Annotated in this window: 18 protein-coding genes and 1 pseudogene; 10 read left to right on the top strand and 9 right to left on the bottom strand. The window is 42.3% G+C overall.

What is annotated here, in order from left to right:
* Nucleotides 1-124 precede the first annotated feature (124 nt).
* The 9 genes from HMPREF0666_RS04050 (at nt 125) to ybeY (ending at nt 4,283) form a co-directional block, all read left to right on the top strand.
* The gene (locus HMPREF0666_RS04050) at nt 125-637 is read left to right on the top strand and encodes a DUF4252 domain-containing protein (RefSeq protein WP_009011053.1); all 513 of its coding nucleotides are present in this window, start codon (nt 125-127) and stop codon (nt 635-637) included.
* A gap of 13 nt (nt 638-650) precedes the next feature.
* Nucleotides 651-1,163 (top strand): DUF4252 domain-containing protein, encoded by a 513-nt coding sequence (locus tag HMPREF0666_RS04055; protein WP_009011054.1) that lies wholly within the window; start codon nt 651-653, stop codon nt 1,161-1,163.
* 37 nt (nt 1,164-1,200) lie between these two features.
* The gene (locus HMPREF0666_RS04060; RefSeq protein WP_009011055.1) at nt 1,201-1,710 is read left to right on the top strand and encodes an RNA polymerase sigma factor; all 510 of its coding nucleotides are present in this window, start codon (nt 1,201-1,203) and stop codon (nt 1,708-1,710) included.
* A complete protein-coding gene (locus tag HMPREF0666_RS04065; protein ID WP_009011056.1) occupies nt 1,697-2,179 on the top strand; it encodes a hypothetical protein in 483 nt (160 codons plus the stop codon). Before HMPREF0666_RS04060 ends, HMPREF0666_RS04065 begins: the two co-directional genes overlap by 14 nt.
* 2 nt (nt 2,180-2,181) lie before the next feature.
* A complete protein-coding gene (locus HMPREF0666_RS04070) occupies nt 2,182-2,640 on the top strand; it encodes a DUF4252 domain-containing protein (RefSeq protein ID WP_009011057.1) in 459 nt (152 codons plus the stop codon).
* A gap of 66 nt (nt 2,641-2,706) precedes the next feature.
* A complete protein-coding gene (locus tag HMPREF0666_RS04075) occupies nt 2,707-2,955 on the top strand; it encodes a hypothetical protein (protein WP_009011058.1) in 249 nt (82 codons plus the stop codon).
* Nucleotides 2,952-3,365 (top strand): PIN domain-containing protein, encoded by a 414-nt coding sequence (locus HMPREF0666_RS04080; protein ID WP_009011059.1) that lies wholly within the window; start codon nt 2,952-2,954, stop codon nt 3,363-3,365. The genes HMPREF0666_RS04075 and HMPREF0666_RS04080 overlap by 4 nt, the downstream gene beginning before the upstream one ends.
* On the top strand, nt 3,362-3,808 hold the full coding sequence (gene coaD, locus HMPREF0666_RS04085; protein ID WP_009011060.1) for a pantetheine-phosphate adenylyltransferase: 447 nt from the start codon (nt 3,362-3,364) through the stop codon (nt 3,806-3,808). Before HMPREF0666_RS04080 ends, coaD begins: the two co-directional genes overlap by 4 nt.
* 46 nt (nt 3,809-3,854) lie before the next feature.
* Entirely contained in the window at nt 3,855-4,283 is a 429-nt protein-coding gene (gene ybeY / locus HMPREF0666_RS04090; RefSeq protein WP_009011061.1) for an rRNA maturation RNase YbeY, read from the top strand.
* 502 nt (nt 4,284-4,785) lie between these two features.
* Here the strand turns inward: ybeY and HMPREF0666_RS04095 are convergent.
* From HMPREF0666_RS04095 to HMPREF0666_RS04135, 9 genes are all read right to left on the bottom strand, one after another.
* Nucleotides 4,786-6,369 (bottom strand): S41 family peptidase, encoded by a 1,584-nt coding sequence (locus HMPREF0666_RS04095; RefSeq protein ID WP_009011062.1) that lies wholly within the window; start codon nt 6,367-6,369, stop codon nt 4,786-4,788.
* 167 nt (nt 6,370-6,536) lie between these two features.
* A complete protein-coding gene (locus HMPREF0666_RS04100) occupies nt 6,537-6,920 on the bottom strand; it encodes a GxxExxY protein (protein ID WP_009011063.1) in 384 nt (127 codons plus the stop codon).
* 216 nt (nt 6,921-7,136) lie between these two features.
* Nucleotides 7,137-9,119 carry a DNA topoisomerase IV subunit B gene (locus HMPREF0666_RS04105; protein ID WP_009011064.1) on the bottom strand — a complete coding sequence of 661 codons (1,983 nt, stop codon included), beginning with the start codon at nt 9,117-9,119 and terminating at the stop codon, nt 7,137-7,139.
* Between the two features lie 186 nt (nt 9,120-9,305).
* Nucleotides 9,306-10,454, bottom strand: coding sequence for a hypothetical protein (locus tag HMPREF0666_RS04110; RefSeq protein WP_009011065.1), 1,149 nt, complete (start codon nt 10,452-10,454; stop codon nt 9,306-9,308).
* Between the two features lie 292 nt (nt 10,455-10,746).
* Nucleotides 10,747-12,162, bottom strand: a complete 1,416-nt coding sequence (locus tag HMPREF0666_RS04115) for a class I SAM-dependent methyltransferase (protein ID WP_009011066.1) — start codon at nt 12,160-12,162, stop codon at nt 10,747-10,749.
* Nucleotides 12,163-12,401: 239 nt separating this feature from the next.
* Nucleotides 12,402-13,136, bottom strand: coding sequence for a M15 family metallopeptidase (locus HMPREF0666_RS04120; RefSeq protein ID WP_009011067.1), 735 nt, complete (start codon nt 13,134-13,136; stop codon nt 12,402-12,404).
* A gap of 22 nt (nt 13,137-13,158) precedes the next feature.
* Nucleotides 13,159-13,704, bottom strand: coding sequence for a hypothetical protein (locus HMPREF0666_RS04125; protein WP_042855967.1), 546 nt, complete (start codon nt 13,702-13,704; stop codon nt 13,159-13,161).
* 10 nt (nt 13,705-13,714) lie between these two features.
* Nucleotides 13,715-14,014 carry a hypothetical protein gene (locus tag HMPREF0666_RS04130; protein ID WP_009011069.1) on the bottom strand — a complete coding sequence of 100 codons (300 nt, stop codon included), beginning with the start codon at nt 14,012-14,014 and terminating at the stop codon, nt 13,715-13,717.
* A 324-nt stretch (nt 14,015-14,338) separates the two neighbouring features.
* Nucleotides 14,339-15,535: a serine/threonine-protein kinase gene (locus HMPREF0666_RS04135; protein WP_009011070.1), complete on the bottom strand. Its 1,197-nt coding sequence runs from the start codon at nt 15,533-15,535 to the stop codon at nt 14,339-14,341.
* A gap of 1,096 nt (nt 15,536-16,631) precedes the next feature.
* On the opposite strand from HMPREF0666_RS04135, the pseudogene HMPREF0666_RS17865 reads away from it, so the two are divergent.
* Nucleotides 16,632-16,727 (top strand): annotated as a pseudogene (locus tag HMPREF0666_RS17865) (ankyrin repeat domain-containing protein); the annotation flags it as partial.
* Between the last annotated feature and the right edge of the window lie 673 nt (nt 16,728-17,400).

Below are 17,400 nucleotides of genomic sequence, written 5' to 3' on the forward strand. Positions count from 1 at the left end.
ATAATATACGTATATAGCATCTTTTTAAAGAAAAAAAGGCTTTCCTTGCCACAAATCATTCCTCCCTTCCGTCTCTATAGATGTGGACAAAACAGAATCATTAACCCCATTAAATATCAAGACAATGAAAACAACAATCTTTACTATCGTATTTGTTGCAGTCATCATGTGTACAGGATGCACCGCACAAGCCAACTCTTCAGCCGTTACTAATGAACCGATGAACGATTCAATAGAAACGCTTATTAAGGAGTTCAGGAAGGAGAAGAACGTTACTTACGTCAATCTCCCTAAGTCACTCATACAGATAGGAATGCAAATGGCCGACGACGAGGATGCTGATAAGTTCCTTAAGCAAGTGGACGGAATACAGATTTTAAGCTTCGAGGAGGCTCCACAGAAGACAAAAGACAAGCTCTTCGACCATATCAATAACTTGGAAACACTGGGTTATGAGCCTATGGTGAAGGCCAACGAGGACGGAGAGAAGGTAAGAATACTCCTCAAAGGAGATGAGAAAGTTATACATACCCTCCTTATCTTTGCTATTGACAAAGAAGACTGTTCGCTTATTAAGATTGACGGACATATCAATCCCGCTGATGTTAACGATATCGTAGATACACAAATAAACTAAACAAGACTCGACCATGAAACGATTTATCATCTTATTCGCCCTCATCATCTCTGCTGTTGGGGCCTCAGCACAGAGCATAGGTACGTTATTCAGACAATACAGATACGAGGAGAAGGCCAACTACATGCACATTACTCGTTTCGCAATGTCCATCGTCAAGGCCTTTGCTAAGACCGATTCAGAAGACAAAGAAGCACTCAAGGCACTCTCTTCATTCCGAATTCTCTCCTTGGAGGACTGTACCTCGACCGTCAAACAGAGTTTTCAAAAGACGCTCCAGACCTTCCGTCCAACAGGATACACGCCTCTCATCATCGCAAAAAAGAATGATGAGGTCGCTTACATCTACCTTAAAGAGAAGGACGGATATATCCGTGAGTTGCTCATCCTTACCACTGACAATCATGATGGAGCCATTGTGCAGATTAAAGGGAAATTAAGACCAGACGACATAGACGCCGCTATAGAAAAAGGCACTAAGAAGAACAAGCTTAAAAAATGTAAGTTATGGGACAAACATGCGTAGACAATAGTCTATGATAACCCACTCTCTACATCTGCCTATGCAAGCAAGCGATTTCAAACAGCTATTCCTACCCTGCCATCGGAAGCTCTTTTCGGTGGCATATAGGCTGATGGGGAATGTTCAGGCAGCTGAGGACTTAGTGCAAGAGACCTTCTTAAAACTGTGGATGCAGCGTGACAAGATGGGAACAGTAGACCATCCAGAGGCTTATAGCATAACTGTTCTGCGTCGATTGTTCTATGACAAGATGCGGACAGGACGCTTGCAAGAGGTAGACAAAGATGTGGGAACCTTGCAGGTCAGCTCCTCACAGAACATAAGTAGACAATTAGAGCAGGCCGACGAATACCAACGAGTAAGACAAATGATAGTTAGCTTGCCCGAACCACAGGCGAGTATCATGCTGATGCGTGATGTTGAAGACCGCAGTTATGAGGAGGTTAGCATAGAGACAGGGCTTACGGAGGTGAATATAAGGAGTATTCTCAGTCGTGCCCGTAAGAAGATTAGAGAACAGATAAAAGCAATGAGATATGATAAAGACTGAAGACATAAAGCGTTTACTTGACCGTTACTACGACGGGACGACCACCGAAGAGGAGGAGGAGGCGCTGCGCACCTACTTTAACGGCAGTGACATCGATGCCAGCATAAGGGAGGAAAGCGTTATCTTCACGGCACTTCAGTCTTCAGAATGCCCTGTACCAACAGGGATGGAGGGACGTCTCAGCCGTCAGATAAGCCAGTGGAACAGCTTAGAAGTCGCCACTCAACGCACGATTAGGCACATCAACCTGCGCTGGGTAGTAGGGATAGCAGCCAGCATGTTACTCCTCTTAGCTACTGGAGCTATCGTTTACCAAAACGAGAACAACTCTCCACAGACAGAACAGGACACCTATACTAATACTAAAGACGCTTACGCCGAGACATCCAAAGCACTGATGAAATTCTCGAAATCGCTCAACAAGGGTATTGAAGCTACCGAGAACGTCACTAACAAAACAAGAGATTGATTATGAAGAGATTTATTTTAACGCTTTCTATGGCACTGTTTGCTTGTATAATGGCCTCCGCTCAGAAAGCATTGTTCGATAAGTACAGCGAAACCGACGGTGTCTCTACCGTCTATATATCGCATAAAATGATGCGAATGATGGGGAATGTGAAGGCAGGCAACAAAGATATCAGTAAGATAGCCAGCCGACTTGACTATCTACAGATACTCTCTTGCGAGCGTCGCTCACTGATTCCTTCCATCAAGAAGACGGCTCAAAGCATCTTCTCTCAGCAGCATTTTTCGGTTGTTATGCAAGTCAATGAGGGTACAGACCATACCACCATCTACGAACGTCATTACCCCAATGGGAAGAACGAGTTTTCCTTGTTGGCCATAGAACGCAATGAGATTACGATTATCAATCTGTTGGGTAATGTCACACTACAGGATATCCAAGGGATAGCTAATGGTAAATAATACTGCTGCTTATTTGGTTATATAACAGAAATAGAGTACTTTTGCATAAAATAAGGAGGTATAATTATGAATAGGACCATAAATATTCCAAGTGCAGACAACGCCTTCTTGGAGATGTTAGCACAAAAGATGGGATGGACTATAAGTCAAATCAACTCTCATACAGAGAACTATAAAAAGCCAGACTTAAACACACCAGAGAAAAGAAAAAAAGCAATAGAGTTGCTTCAATCCATCGCTGGTAAACTGCCAAACAGTCATTTAGAAAGCTGGAAACAAGCAAAAGAAGAGTATCTAAGAACAAAACACTTATGAGAATCTTCTTAGATACCAATATCCTCATAGATCTTCTTGAGGCAAGAGGTGAGTTCACACAGAATGCACTGAAAGTGGCAAGTATGGTTATTAACAACGGAGACGAACTTTTATTAAGTGACTTATCAGTTGTAAATGCTTGTTATATCGAAAGAAAATCCTTAGGGAATAGGGGCTTTATAGCAACATTCTCTGCTATTAGAGATTGTTTTAAAATTATCGGTATGGGGGCACCTGCGTTAGATTCTGCGCTCACTGCTAATTGGAATGATTTTGAAGATGCAATGCAATACTTTGCAGCTCTTAATGCAAATGCTGATATCATTGTCACAAGAAACAAGAAAGATTTTGCTACCAGTGAGATAAGTGTTGTAACTCCTTTGGAATATATAGAAGGTAAAAACAAATGAAAATAGGCATATTCGTTGGAAGCTTCGACCCTTTCACGGTGGGTCATGACTCTATTCTACGCCGTGCTTTACCACTCTTCGACAAGGTCGTGATTGGTGTTGGCGTCAATGAGCGAAAGAAGTGCATGCTATGTGCGGAGGAACGGACCGAGCGCATAGCACGACTCTATGCCAGCGAACCAAAGATAGAGGTAAAGGCATACAGTGACCTTACCATCGACTTTGCTCGAAGAGAGGGTGCCGAATATATCATTAAGGGTGTGCGTAGCGTAAAGGACTTTGAATACGAGCGCGAACAAGCAGCCATCAACCGCCGCTTGAGTTCTATTGAGACCCTCTTACTCTTCGCTGAACCCGAATTAGAAAGTATCAGTTCAAGTGTTGTGAGAGAGCTGCATAACTTTGGAAGAGACATCACTGAGTTCCTGCCAAAGGGATATTGACGATTAGACAGAGGCGTACAAGCCTCATTGATAAAACATAGACACGATGATAACATATAGTGCTGAAGGCGTTAAGATGCCTAAGATAAAGAAGAGAGAGATTTCTCGTTGGATTAAAGCTGTTGCCGCAACGCACGGTAGAAAGGTAGGAGAAATTGGTTACATGTTCGTTGATGACGAGAAGATTCTCGATGTTAATAATGAGTATTTAGGCCATGACTACTACACAGACATCATTACCTTCGACTATGACGAGGGTGATGTGCTCAATGGCGACCTTGTTATCTCACTTGACACGGTGCGTTCTAATGCCGAGCTCTTCAAGAAGACGTATGAAGACGAGCTACATCGTGTTATCATTCACGGTATCCTCCACCTCTGTGGCATCAATGATAAAGGACCTGGAGAACGTGAGATTATGGAAGAAAATGAGAACAAAGCGCTCGCTCTATTAAAGGAGATGAGTGGCGAATAACGCTGGACTTCAACCTAATCCGGTTGATGCTCCCATAGACGATATTGAAGGGCTGGAATCCTACCTTGGGTTTCAGCCCTTATTGTTTGCCCTTTCGTCTCTGCCAAAGGATGATTGTATAGCTGCGAAAGGGATTAGGAGTCGAATATAGACAACCGTCCTTTTAAGAGAAATCTAAGCCGCAAGAAGAGCGTATTAACCCTCTGTTCGACCATCTAACACCTATTGCACCGAATTATTTTCACGACAAGAAATATTTATTTTCATGAACATAAATATTTCTTTTCACGACAAAAAATATTTTTTTCATGTAAATAATTCGAGAAGAGACAAAGAGACCTTCTTTAATCGGGCAAGAAACGGATAAGACAGCGACCTTAAAGCGCACAAAAAAAGTGCTTAATTGGAGTCCAACTAAGCACCTTTTCATATACTCCTCACTTACCTATTGCGTCGTCATAGACGTCAACAGCAACGGGCCAGAACACATTCTCTTCTCTAACTACTTATCCGTAGCCAACTCTACCGCCTTATTGACGATATCACTCTGCGCATTCCATACACGGAAATACTCGTTCATATCCCAGATGTCACGGGCTGTGAGCGCCTTTATCTGTAGTGCAATATTAGGAAGCGTAGCCTTTAACTCGGCCGCATCCTTAGGTTCTATCTTCTCTTTTTTGCCCTCTGCGACGATTTCATCGAGCAATGACTGTGGTACCACATAACCCTTATTAAACGCGTCAAACGACTTATATTTGGCCTTTAACTCTTGTCGATTAGCATCAGTATACTTCAAGTAAGCGTTGATGATAATACTCTTTGCAGCTAACATACGATGATAACGTGTGAACTTAGCAGTATCGAGTGGGACAAAGTTATCAGGCATTATACCACCGCCACCATAGACAACTCGGTGCTTGCGAATAGTGTAATACTTCAAAGAATCAGAGAATTGAATACTGTCAGGATTGGTCAACTCGCCATGCTTATAGCGTTTCTCAATATCCATCTCGTAATCTTTTAGGTCGCCTTTCTTATATGGCTTTTGAATACAACGGCCACTTGGGGTGTAGTAATGAGCGATAGTCAGACGAATCATACTACCATCAGGCAGGTCGAGTGGACGCTGTACAAGTCCCTTACCAAAGGTTCTACGGCCAACAACCGTTCCACGGTCGTTATCCTGAATAGCCCCCGTAACAATCTCTGCAGCCGAAGCCGTGAGCTCATTCACCAATACATAGACCTTCACATCCTGCAGACGTCCATTGCCAATCGCCTTGAAATTCTGTCGACGAGAGCGTCGTCCTTCGGTGTAAACAATCATATCATTGTTCTTGAGGAACTCATTTGATATCTGAACAGCCGACTGAAGATAACCGCCACCATTGTCTTGTAGGTCGAGAAGGAGGGTCTTCATGCCCTTCTTCTTCAGTGAGTCAACAGCCGCCATGAACTCGTCATGTGTCTTCATACCGAAGCTCTCTATACGGATATAGCCCACATTAGGACGTATCATATAAGAGGCATTGATGGTATGAACAGGTATCTTAGCACGTGTAACGACAAAGGTAAGCACCCCTTTCACGCCACGGCGTACAACACCCAATTTCACTTTCGTTCCCTTCTTACCACGAAGCATCTTCATGATGTCGATACGTGGCATCTTTACGCCAGCTATTGTAGAGTCATTCACACTGACGATACGGTCGCCAGCAAGGATTCCCACCTTCTGAGAAGGACCATTGACAACAGGCTGAATAACGACAAGTGTATCTTCAATCATATTGAACTGTACGCCAATACCCTCAAAGTCGCCTTGCAGCGGTTCGTTCATTGCCTTGGTCTCCTTCGCATCTGTGTAGGTAGAATGGGGGTCGAGCTTCTCGAGCATACCCCTAATACCATCTTCGACTAACTTCTGCTCGTTCACAGAGTCTACATAGAAGTTAGTGATAGCCATCTCTGCTATCTGCAACTTCCGTAAAGGAGAGTCGGAGCCCATATTACCTTTAACCTGCGCCTTACCAACAACTGGCAGCAAAGCCATCATCAATAATATTATAATTGCTTTTTTCATCATTTAGAACTTATAAATTATTTTGTTTCTTCTTATCCTTATCTATTCGTATCAATAAGATTTCACACAGAGAAACGGAGAGCACTGAGTGAAAAAGAATATACTCTTTAGGATAGTTTTTTAACATTCACGGAGGTGCTAAAGCACTAAGAGAGTTTTAGGAGTAATTATTAATAACCATTAAGAACTCTATGAATACCGTCCTTAAGCATAGTAACATCAAAGTTTATAAGATAACCATATCTTAGATTCTGTAACTTTAAATAAGTCATTAATTGCTTAAAATGCACTGGTAACAACTCTCCCACCGACTTAATTTCTATAATAACTTTTCCATCAACCAGCAAATCTATTCGATAGACCTCTCCAAGTTCTATTCCTTTGTACAGTACTTTTATGGGCACCTGTCTTTCTACCTTAAAGCCTTTCTGTGTCAATTCATACATCAAAGCCTTCTCATAGACACTCTCTAAGAGCCCTGGCCCCAATAATGAGTGAACTGTGTAAGCACAGGCTAAAAGCCTATGTGTGTATTCATCTGATATTTTTTCCATGATTCTTTAAGGTTATAGTTCTACTATCTATAATAGATTACGTTCAAGGATTACAATTCTCCTTATTCTCACTCCTCCTCGTTTTCAAGCTAAAAAAGTCTTCCAGCACCTCTTTGTGCCAAAGGCACCTCTCTACTCCGTGCCCTCCTTGACTCTGTGTGAACCTTATTTGGAAGTAAGAGTTAGCCTCTATAGCACCCTTTCAAATAAAACCCTTTACTCTTTCTCCACGTCAGGCAAGTCCTCTTCTATTACGAGGTTGTCAATGATGAAGTTTTGACGCTCCATAGTGTTCTTTCCCATATAGTACTCAAGCAACTTTGCAACTTGATCATTCTTATGGAGTGTGACCTGTTCAAGGCGCATGTCGGGTCCTATAAAGTGTGCGAACTCATCAGGGGAAATCTCTCCAAGACCTTTGAATCGTGTTATCTCTGGTTCTGGGCCAAGCTCGCTGATAGCTGCTACACGCTCCTCTTCAGAGTAGCAGTAACGTGTGATAAAGTCGTTCTTCTTCTCTCCTTTCGCACGACGGGCGTCGGCATCAGCAATAACCTGCTTGTCCTTGATTTTTGTTCGACGGTTGCGAACACGGAAGAGGGGCGTCTGAAGGACATATACATGCCCTTTCTTTATCAGCTCAGGGAAGAACTGAAGGAAGAAGGTGATTATCAGTAAGCGGATATGCATACCGTCGACATCGGCATCCGTAGCCACTATCACCTTATTATATCGGAGTGAATCGAGTCCGTCCTCAATATCGAGCGCAGCCTGAAGAAGGTTGAACTCCTCATTCTCATACACCACCTTCTTCGTCAGACCGAAGCAGTTAAGCGGCTTACCACGCAATGAGAAGACAGCTTGTGTGTTGACATCACGACTCTTAGTGATACTTCCGCTGGCCGAATCACCCTCCGTTATAAAGATAGAACTCTCCTCCTTTCGATCGTTCTTCACGTCACAATAGTGTACACGACAGTCACGCAACTTACGGTTATGGAGGTTGGCTTTCTTCGCTCTCTCACGTGCCAGCTTCGTTACACCAGCCATTGCCTTACGCTCTCGCTCGGTCTCCTTGATTTTATTCTCAAGTATATCAGTGAAGTCTTCTTTATGAATATGAAGGTAGTTGTCGACGTTTGTCTTGATAAAGTCGCCCACATACTTATTAATAGACTCCCCATCAGGCGACATCTGTGTGGACCCTAACTTAATCTTAGTTTGTGATTCGAATACTGGTTCTTCAACGTTTACAGCGATGGCAGCCACCAACCCGTTACGAATGTCACCATACTCATACTTGCCGAAGAACTCTTTTATCGTCTTGGCTATATGCTCCTTAAAAGCTGTCTGGTGTGTACCGCCCTGTGTGGTGTGCTGTCCATTCACGAAGGAGTAGTACTCCTCGCCATATTGATTGGTGTGTGTGAAAGCAATCTCAATATCCTCTCCCTTCATGTGAACTATCGGGTACAATGGGTCAACAGTCATATTATCAGTCAGAAGGTCCTTTAAGCCATGTCGACTAAGTATGCGACGCCCATTGTACATGATGGTCAATCCTGTATTCAGGTAGGTATAGTTACGGAGCATCTCCTCTACTATATCATCATGGAAGCTATAATGCTTGAAAAGAGTATCGTCTGGTTCGAAATAGATGTAGGTTCCATTCTCATCAGTCGATTTCTTTGTTTTGTCGCTTTGTAGGTTTCCTTTCTCAAACGACAGTTCGCGTACCTTCCCATCACGGTAGCTCTTCACCTCGAAATGAGAACTCAACGCATTAACAGCTTTCACACCTACTCCATTCAAGCCAACACTCTTCTTGAATGCTTTAGAGTCATACTTACCACCCGTATTCAACACTGATACAGCCTCAACAAGCTTTCCCTGTGGAATACCACGACCATAGTCGCGCACACTAACACGCAGGTTTTCATCCACATCAACCTCGATACGGTCGCCAGCATTCATCTTAAACTCGTCAATAGAGTTATCAATGACCTCCTTCAAGAGTACATAAATACCATCTTCGGGCAACTTTCCATCGCCCAAACGACCAATGTACATACCCGGACGGGTACGCACGTGCTCCATATCCGATAGGTGTCGGATATTATCGTCGGTGTAAGAAACGGGTGTTGAGGGTTGGGTATTGGGGGTTGGGTGTTGAGGGTTGGGTGTTGATGATTTATCCATGTGCTGGGTTGTTGGCTGTGAATTATTGGTTATTGAGGGTTAATTATTAGGTGATAAGGGCTTAGCTATTTTATGATATTGAGTGTTCATTAATGAGCAATTAGGTGTTGAAATAGCAGAAACACGTGAAATTATAGAAAGAACACATGTTAAAACTGTCCATCAACACCCAACACTCAACATTTATCACCCAATAGCTTTTCTATAGCATCTACGCTTCTTGTGCATTGTTGGGTCTAATGGGCCCCACTGACTCTGTACGCTTTCGTTGGTTTCCATCTCCACATGCGTTTCACCCCACTTGAAGCCGTACTTCACATAACGTGGAATGAGGTCAGCAAAGACAAGGGAATTAGCTCCCTTTGAGCGATACTCTGGTAGGACACCAATAAGAAGAAGGTCTACAACCTCCGTCTTATGGAACTTTATTGCACGTAGTAAATACCACCATCCGAATGGGAAAAGACGTCCACGGTGGCACTTCTGCAAGGCACGTGTTAGTGATGGAATTGTAATAGCAAGCCCAACTAACTGGTTGTCTTTATTCCCGTCCTCTACAACAGTTATCAGATCGAGGTCGGCAAGAGGGAAGTACATCTTGACATACTGGTCTATCTGACGTTCACTCAACTCTGAGAAGCCATAGAGATGAGAGTAAGTAACATTGATTAAGTCGAAGAGCTTCTTACCATAGCCGCCTTCGAAGATATCTTTCTTGGTCAGTTTGCGTGCATGGAGATTGTAACGTTTCTCCACCATCTCCGCTATCTTGGTATATTTCTCTGGTGCTGTCTCTGGGACATCAAGCCTATATTCTACATAATCATTATCCTTCTCCCAGCCACCAAGCTTCTCCATGTGCTTTGGATAATAATCATAGTTGTAGCTGGTTGCCATTGTACCAAGCTGATTGAAGCCCCATGTCAACATGCCCTCTGGGTCCATATCTGTGAAACCGAGCGGTCCAACGATAGAGTCCATGCCCTTTTCTTTACCATAGTCTTCGACCGCCTTTAACAAAGCCTTTGACACTTCTATATCGTCAATGAAGTCTATCCAGCCGAAGCGGACATCCTTCGTACCCCATTTCTCGTTTGCTCTATTATTGATGATACCGGCTACACGCCCTACTACCTTGCCTTCTTTCAAGGCAAGGAAATACTCAGCTTCGCAAAAGTCAAAGGCTGCATTCTTATCCTTTGACAACGTTTTCAACTCATCGCTATAGAGGTTTGGGGCATCATACTGATTGCCCTCGTAGAGATCATAATGACACTCAATGAAAGCCTTTAGGTCTTTCTTCGTCTCTACTCGCTTTATCTGAACTGATGACATTTAATATCTTATTTCGTTATTTTCCTAATCTTAAACGTGCAAAAGTACTAAAAAAAATAGATAGGCAAATTTAGACTCCTTTTTATTGACTATCTGGACTTCTATCATCTATTAATAGCACTGATATTCACCAACTTCACATACCGTATTAGGCCTCAGTATCCTACATATCTGCCATTAAAACTATTCGGTTTCATGCTCGGCACACTTCTAAAACACGCTGTTACAAACATATTCCAATCGTCCATAAAGTCTACCATCACACCATTGTCTTATTGAAGGTAGCGCCAGTCTACATGTCTATCTTCTCACAAACGAAGAGGAGATGTTTGTTTTCTGCATCTGTGGTAGCAAAGAGGTAGATGTCTCCTCCTTCTTTTATCTTTAGCCGTTTACGGAGTTCTGCAACACTCATAGGGAAGTTGCGCACAGCAAGATTGGCCTTGTCAATCCCTGACAGACTATGCCGTAGCTCCTTCTTATTGAACGATGAGACGGCTGTTATCCTAAACTTACGACCTGGGAAAGCGTCGATGGCCTCATCAGAGACAAAAAGATGAGAATTCAAACTTAATGCTGACAATGGATAACGGGCAGTAAGAAGGGAGAAACAGCCTGCTTTCATCAACGAAGCATTAGGCTCATAGAGATACTGACCGGCCATGGGGGCTGTCGAGAGGATACGCTGTGACACTCCTAAAGTCTCTCGAAGGGAATAAGAAACGACACTATCATCATTCACACAGAACACCTGTAAGCTTTTGTCTACAGCCGTCGTCGCCTCCATCTCACCCTTAGTCTTCTGCAAAACAATCAACAACTCTTTACATTCATTGCGTACGGAAACGATATGAACCTCACGAACAACGCTATCCAAACGGTTGAGTTCGTCTACTGCACGGTGCCAATCGAGCATAGGCGATAGCTTTATTACAACCGTGTCGGCCTTCTCCAAGAGCTCTTCCTCTAATGTTAAGACATCAGGGGTACAATCACTTATCAGCACGGTCTTGCCTCCCTGCTCATTACGGCGGGCTGGGTCGAGGAATATCACGGCTACATGGTCGAGCTGATGGAGGTAGGCTGTACCGTCGCCATTGACTACCTCGGCTTGTGTTAAGCCTAAGGCACGAAAGTTATGACGTGCCACTTCGCACAACTCCTTCTGTTGTTCGACATAAATAGCACACTCAAAACGACGTGATATAAAGGAGAAATCAACACCAAAGCCACCTGTTAGGTCGCAGAAGGTCCCTCCCATACCTTTCTGCTCAGTTCCTTCTCGTGGCGTCAGTGTCGCACTTTCCACTACAGAAGGACTGCTCTGCTCATTTTGAGGACTATTAGTAACCAAAGAGGACCGCCTTATTAAACGTGATACCAACTGCGCCTTATACTCCGCAGTATGCTCACTCGAACACTGTTCCATAGACAGATGTGGGGGATAGATGATATCCTCCTTCGCTGCCCAAGACGGTAGTTTCGTACGTGCTGTCTGCCATCCTGTAAGCTGATTGAGCAGGTACGGCATATCAATATCGGGGTAACGGTGGGATTGAAGGGCTAAGACAGAAAGACTACCGAGCGGCCCCTCCCCCTTACCCCTCCCCCAAAGGGAGGGGAGTGAAATGTTATGTTTGCTCAAAACTTCCTGCACATATCGTGGTAAAGGAAATTCCTCTTGCTTAATTTTGTCCGTTTTATCCATCTTATCTGCCAATACTTTTATCCTATTAAATACTCAAAAACCTTACCAAAAGAGTCTTATATCTTGTTTAAAGATTCTTGCTTATACCCTTCTTACCTATTCACATTACCCTCCCTCATATCTTCTTACTTTCCATTTAACATCGGGTTATCTCGGTATTCACTCTCCTCCCTATGGGAAAGGGGCAAGGGGAGCGGCTACTTGGTAGAGTAAGCGTGCAGTGGTCGTTTGTTTTCTTTTTATCTTACCACCCTCAAATTCTTCTTTGCCCAGGCTCTTGTACAAAGGTTGAAGTGCCACCACTCTGTACGTAAAGGCATGAAGCCTGCAGCACTCATCACCTCACGAAGGAGTCTGCGGTTGGCGAATGCTTCACGAGAGATTAGTCGATGAGAAACGAGCTCATTCTCTTTGTCGATATGACTGACCAGTCCCATGTGGTCGACTTTTGCACCCATTGGGATCGTATCTATCAAACAACGTGTAGCACCATCACGCCATGTAGCATCATTCCATGAGGCCTTGCAGATACTGATATCTACAGCCATTCCATAGTTGTGCATACCTCCTCCGTGCGCAGGATTAGACACATAGAAATACTTTGGGGTATCTTTCACTGCGTCCCACATCGTCTGCTGTACGCTCATCGGTCGTGTAGCATCGAAGATACAAAGGCTTAAATCTGGACGACGACGCTTCAACTCTGCTTGTGCTTTACGCAATGCTTCAGCACAAGCAGGCAATACGTAGGCATCACGCAAGTCATGATAAAGCACACGATTACAGAAGTTATCCGTACGAGCATACATCAGTGCCACCTTGATAGAAGGTTCTACATGCTTTATATTTACCAACCCCTGCTGTTCCATTGACCGCCCTGCTGCCTGTCGACGACTCATCGTTGGTGTCTGTGCTTGTATGTTGCTTGCAAACAGTAAAGCAGGAAACAGTAGCTTATATATAATTCTACACATTGTTATTCATCCTTTGAGTTTATCATTCTTCACATATATTGTCCCAAGCATCATGAAAGATATTACCAGGGAAAGGATTTATATAACCATCCAACCTCGTACCTTTCTTGCCATTTTCACCTTGTATAAATCGCAAAGAGAGCGACGCTGGCTCACTATTCATCCGTGAAGTATTCCCTGTTATATTCTTACAATATGCAATATGCAAACCAGAGAGGAGTTTAATCAGTTGTTTTCTTGACAAGATATAATACTCGGGACTATTCTCATCTTTCAAATAAATAAACACATAAGGTCCCTTAATCTCTTTATTTAAAAGGTCTATATTGATACTCTCTGATAGATTATAACCTGTTGGAAAATCCCTCCCTCTACGAGCTTTCACTTGTATCAACACTGATTTATGCGCCCAAGTGGAATCATCATATCTAATACATACAATGTCTATAGATCTATGATTTATTACCGAGGCATTGGCGTTTAGTGCTACACAACCTCTCTTGATGAGTTCTGTTACGACAAGTGCCTCACCATAAGCGCCTGTCATCTGGGATTGATTATTACTCATCCTTTAATTATTACCACGTTATATCTTTAACTTCAAAACCCTGCTTTTCGCACATCCGCACAAACCGAATATAACCATTCTGCGTCCCAAAGAGAAAGCTTACACGCTCTGTTAAACTTAACTCATCGTCTGATGATGGGTAATCTGTCAATGTTAATGCATCTCCAGTAGCTATAATTGCCTCATAAAAGCGGTCATAATTATTACGAAACTCTTTCATCACAAGGCTACAACTACCACTTTCTTCAAGAAAATACAATTCTATGTTATCAGAATCATAGATGCATGTATAATACTTTAGGTCCTTCATATTATATTTATTTAATCTCCTTAAAAAGTTAGCTATTATTTCTCTTCTGTCAAATTACTTATAGGTTTTATAGCTATATACTGAAAGCATGAACATAACATGACCCTCAATAATACTACACCTATCCCATAACACATCTACTTTTCAGTGTAGATATAATGGTTAAAAACAGACAGGGACAGACACTGTCTCCCTCTCATACGTATTAAAGGTATTGAAAGAAAGCACAGACTCTGCCCCTGTCATCTATAAGACTAACCGCCGAATGAGTTAGGTAACATCCTTATAAGCTGTCTACCATATATTCATCTGCATTCGTAGCTATTATTTCAACGCAGCCTTCTTCTGCTTTACATAATCGCCAAAGACACGATCCACTTCTGCACGCTGCTCACTGTCGAGTGTGTCGTTGGCCTGAATAAGTCCCTTGTAATAGGCCTTAATAGCCTTTGTAAGCTTCGCCTTGTCTGCAGAATTCTTCTCAAAGAGACGGTCAAGGTCCTTATAAAGGGCTGGCTTCATCTTATTCATAAAAGCAAGCTTACCAGTGGCTGGCTGCTCAGTAGCTGTCGAAAGACTGTCTGACTGTGCAGAAGGCTTCATCTTTACCGTGTCTTCAGGCGCCGTCTCTGCGTCTGACTTAAAGACAGATGACATATCAATCTTACCAACCTGGTCGACTAAAGCACCACCATAGTTATATAACAATATGCCAACTCCTATCACCACAGCAGCAATCAAAGCCAACATAACAGTGCCTTTGCCTATCTTTGGCATAGTAAACGATGGTCCTTCATTATTTAAGTCGGCTAAGAACTCATCAATATTACTATAACGGTCGCTCCGCTTAAAGGCACAACAACGCTTAATAACATCGCTATAAGCTAATGTCAAACCCATCACCTTCATGATAGTACCGAGGGAATAGATATCAGCCGTACCGTCAGCTGCCATCGTCTCGTCCTTGATCTCTGGTGCCATGAAGCGTGTTGTATCAGCTGTCAACTTCACATCTTCAGGCGAAAGAACGCTGAAATCAATGAGTTTAACATAGTCACCTTGATTGGCAACAAGTACATTTGATGGCTTTAGGTTACGATGGATAACCCCTTGCTGATGGGCATAACGCAGTGCATCAGCAATCTGATTGATAATCCCAAGCTTCTCATCATCGGTATGACTCTCCTTAAGATAAGCCTGTAAAGTACGTCCTTCTACATACTCTTCCTCAATACAAAGTCCATAACCATCAACCTCTACCAACCCTTGATAGCGTACAATACCAGCATGATTGAGTCGTTGGCACTGTTTAAACTCACGTTTCAATGCATTACGAAGCAACGCACGCTCACGATACGCATCCTTCAGTGTCTTCAGAACGACGGTCTGGTCGCCCTTACGACACTTCACTATCATACAGTATCCCTGCGATGATATTACCTTATATTCGGTATAACTGGCCTTTACAGGCGCATCAGCAGTCTGTGCTTGTTCATTAGTGGAAAGTTTGTTCTCACTCATCAATATTCGTAGGTTTTAATTCTCTTAACGTCATTTGCGTACAAAAGTAGTAAAAAAAAACGAGATAAGACAGAAAAGAAGGGGGTAAAATGCTGTATTACAATTATTCTCATCTCATAGAATTAATAAACATCAGGATTCTATTTTACAACTTATACTGATATGTTCTTACCCAACACATGTGCTGTTAGCGGTGAACACCAATGGTATTGAGGGCCAAATACCATGTAATATATTACTGCTATACGAGCATATTGTTGTTTATAAAGAGCTATACAACCGGAAGTAAACATACTTTATTTGGTTAGAAGACTTATTCTTACAAAAGAAACACAATATTATCTACTTAGAAAGGAATTAGCATAAGGAGTAAACTATTATAGTTTTAGCAGTCAACAAAATTAATAATTAAATATAGACGTGAACCATGTATATAGCCTTCGTCATTAACCCCTACCTTTCACTACATTTTTATTGAGACTTTTCATACTCACATCGAGTTCCACAGACAAGCAAACACTACGGCTTACTAAAATGGGAGGAAGACGGACTGTTCATAGATTGAATGACATATAAAAAGATGATATAATGCCACATGGGAATAAGACTGGTATGGACTATACTATACAACTATCTACAAAGAACTACGAATTACGCGAATTGCACGAAGACAGAGGATACAGAATGAACAACACTTTAAATGCTCTCAGACAGAAGGACATAACGACATAGAGTGGCCGAAAGCTCATACATAAACAGAAGAACATAATGACAAAGAGTGGATAAGGGGCAGAATGAAGATGGGGTACGTCATCTGAATGGTGTCATTGGCTTCATTTCTTTAGGAGCATGAGGAATGCTGATGGGCATACCGGAGCTGTCTTTCTCTTGGTAAAATCACGCTGGGTTCGATATAAAGTATGGCTTTTAATTCACTGGTGATATCAACCATCGTTTTTCTTGATGTTGCAAAGATACGACAATATTTCTGAGCTTCCTTATCTTTGGATATGTAACTTCAGGAACTTATAATAATTGGAAGCGGTCGACAAACTTTTTATTGTGTTAGATGGTAGGACAGTTGAAATGACATTGTCCTGACTTTAAGAAATTAATTGTACGATTTAAAGGTATAGGCGTAGAGTTCCCATATAAACCAGCCATGAATAAAACTAAGGGAAAGGATGGATGATGTAAAGATTTATCGCATACACCATCGCTAATACTTACTTTTCATGATTCAAGAAGACGCCCTTCAGCCTTCAAGAAGACGCCCTTCTTGATGCTTGTTAAGGTTCTTCTTGTGTCTTAATAAGCACTTTTTCCTCCACTGCTCACAACACACTGATTTAATGCATATTATAGACGTGAACCATGTATATAACCTTTGTCATTAACTCCTACCTTTCACTACATTTATGTTGAGACTTTTCATACTCACACCGAGTTCCACAGACATACAAATACGCCGGTTTAATTGAGTGGTACAAAGATGGACTATCCATAAATAGAATGACATATTAAAAGATGATATAATGGCACATGGGAATAAGACTGGTATGGACTATACTATACAACTATCTACAAAGAACTACGAATTACGCAAATTACACTAAGACAGAGGGGACAGAATCGTGAATTCAACAAGCAAGTGCAAATTTACTTAATTAGTTCGTAAAAGCAGTCCTGTGGTGTTTTAAAATCTAATTTCTTTCTTGGCCTCATGTTAATTTTCTTTGAATACTTAGTTATTTGTTGCTGGCTGATATGCTCAAAGGTTTCTTTTTTTGGCACGTATTGCCTAATTAGTCCGTTAGCATTTTCTTATAGCGCCTTTCTGTCCATGAAGCGTATGGGTCAGCAAA

Origin of the sequence: Prevotella sp. C561 (assembly GCF_000224595.1) — a bacterium.
GTDB lineage: Bacteria > Bacteroidota > Bacteroidia > Bacteroidales > Bacteroidaceae > Prevotella > Prevotella jejuni.

Excerpts from the sequence above, each read along its gene's own strand:
- HMPREF0666_RS04050 (WP_009011053.1), top strand. The coding sequence starts at position 125 with ATGAAAACAACAATCTTTACTATCGTATTTGTTGCAGTCATCATGTGT.
- HMPREF0666_RS04055 (WP_009011054.1), top strand. The coding sequence starts at position 651 with ATGAAACGATTTATCATCTTATTCGCCCTCATCATCTCTGCTGTTGGG.
- HMPREF0666_RS04060 (WP_009011055.1), top strand. The coding sequence starts at position 1,201 with ATGCAAGCAAGCGATTTCAAACAGCTATTCCTACCCTGCCATCGGAAG.
- HMPREF0666_RS04065 (WP_009011056.1), top strand. The coding sequence starts at position 1,697 with ATGATAAAGACTGAAGACATAAAGCGTTTACTTGACCGTTACTACGAC.
- HMPREF0666_RS04070 (WP_009011057.1), top strand. The coding sequence starts at position 2,182 with ATGAAGAGATTTATTTTAACGCTTTCTATGGCACTGTTTGCTTGTATA.
- HMPREF0666_RS04075 (WP_009011058.1), top strand. The coding sequence starts at position 2,707 with ATGAATAGGACCATAAATATTCCAAGTGCAGACAACGCCTTCTTGGAG.
- HMPREF0666_RS04080 (WP_009011059.1), top strand. The coding sequence starts at position 2,952 with ATGAGAATCTTCTTAGATACCAATATCCTCATAGATCTTCTTGAGGCA.
- coaD (WP_009011060.1), top strand. The coding sequence starts at position 3,362 with ATGAAAATAGGCATATTCGTTGGAAGCTTCGACCCTTTCACGGTGGGT.
- ybeY (WP_009011061.1), top strand. The coding sequence starts at position 3,855 with ATGATAACATATAGTGCTGAAGGCGTTAAGATGCCTAAGATAAAGAAG.
- HMPREF0666_RS04095 (WP_009011062.1), bottom strand. The coding sequence starts at position 6,369 with ATGATGAAAAAAGCAATTATAATATTATTGATGATGGCTTTGCTGCCA.
- HMPREF0666_RS04100 (WP_009011063.1), bottom strand. The coding sequence starts at position 6,920 with ATGGAAAAAATATCAGATGAATACACACATAGGCTTTTAGCCTGTGCT.
- HMPREF0666_RS04105 (WP_009011064.1), bottom strand. The coding sequence starts at position 9,119 with ATGGATAAATCATCAACACCCAACCCTCAACACCCAACCCCCAATACC.
- HMPREF0666_RS04110 (WP_009011065.1), bottom strand. The coding sequence starts at position 10,454 with ATGTCATCAGTTCAGATAAAGCGAGTAGAGACGAAGAAAGACCTAAAG.
- HMPREF0666_RS04115 (WP_009011066.1), bottom strand. The coding sequence starts at position 12,162 with ATGGATAAAACGGACAAAATTAAGCAAGAGGAATTTCCTTTACCACGA.
- HMPREF0666_RS04120 (WP_009011067.1), bottom strand. The coding sequence starts at position 13,136 with ATGTGTAGAATTATATATAAGCTACTGTTTCCTGCTTTACTGTTTGCA.
- HMPREF0666_RS04125 (WP_042855967.1), bottom strand. The coding sequence starts at position 13,704 with ATGAGTAATAATCAATCCCAGATGACAGGCGCTTATGGTGAGGCACTT.
- HMPREF0666_RS04130 (WP_009011069.1), bottom strand. The coding sequence starts at position 14,014 with ATGAAGGACCTAAAGTATTATACATGCATCTATGATTCTGATAACATA.
- HMPREF0666_RS04135 (WP_009011070.1), bottom strand. The coding sequence starts at position 15,535 with ATGAGTGAGAACAAACTTTCCACTAATGAACAAGCACAGACTGCTGAT.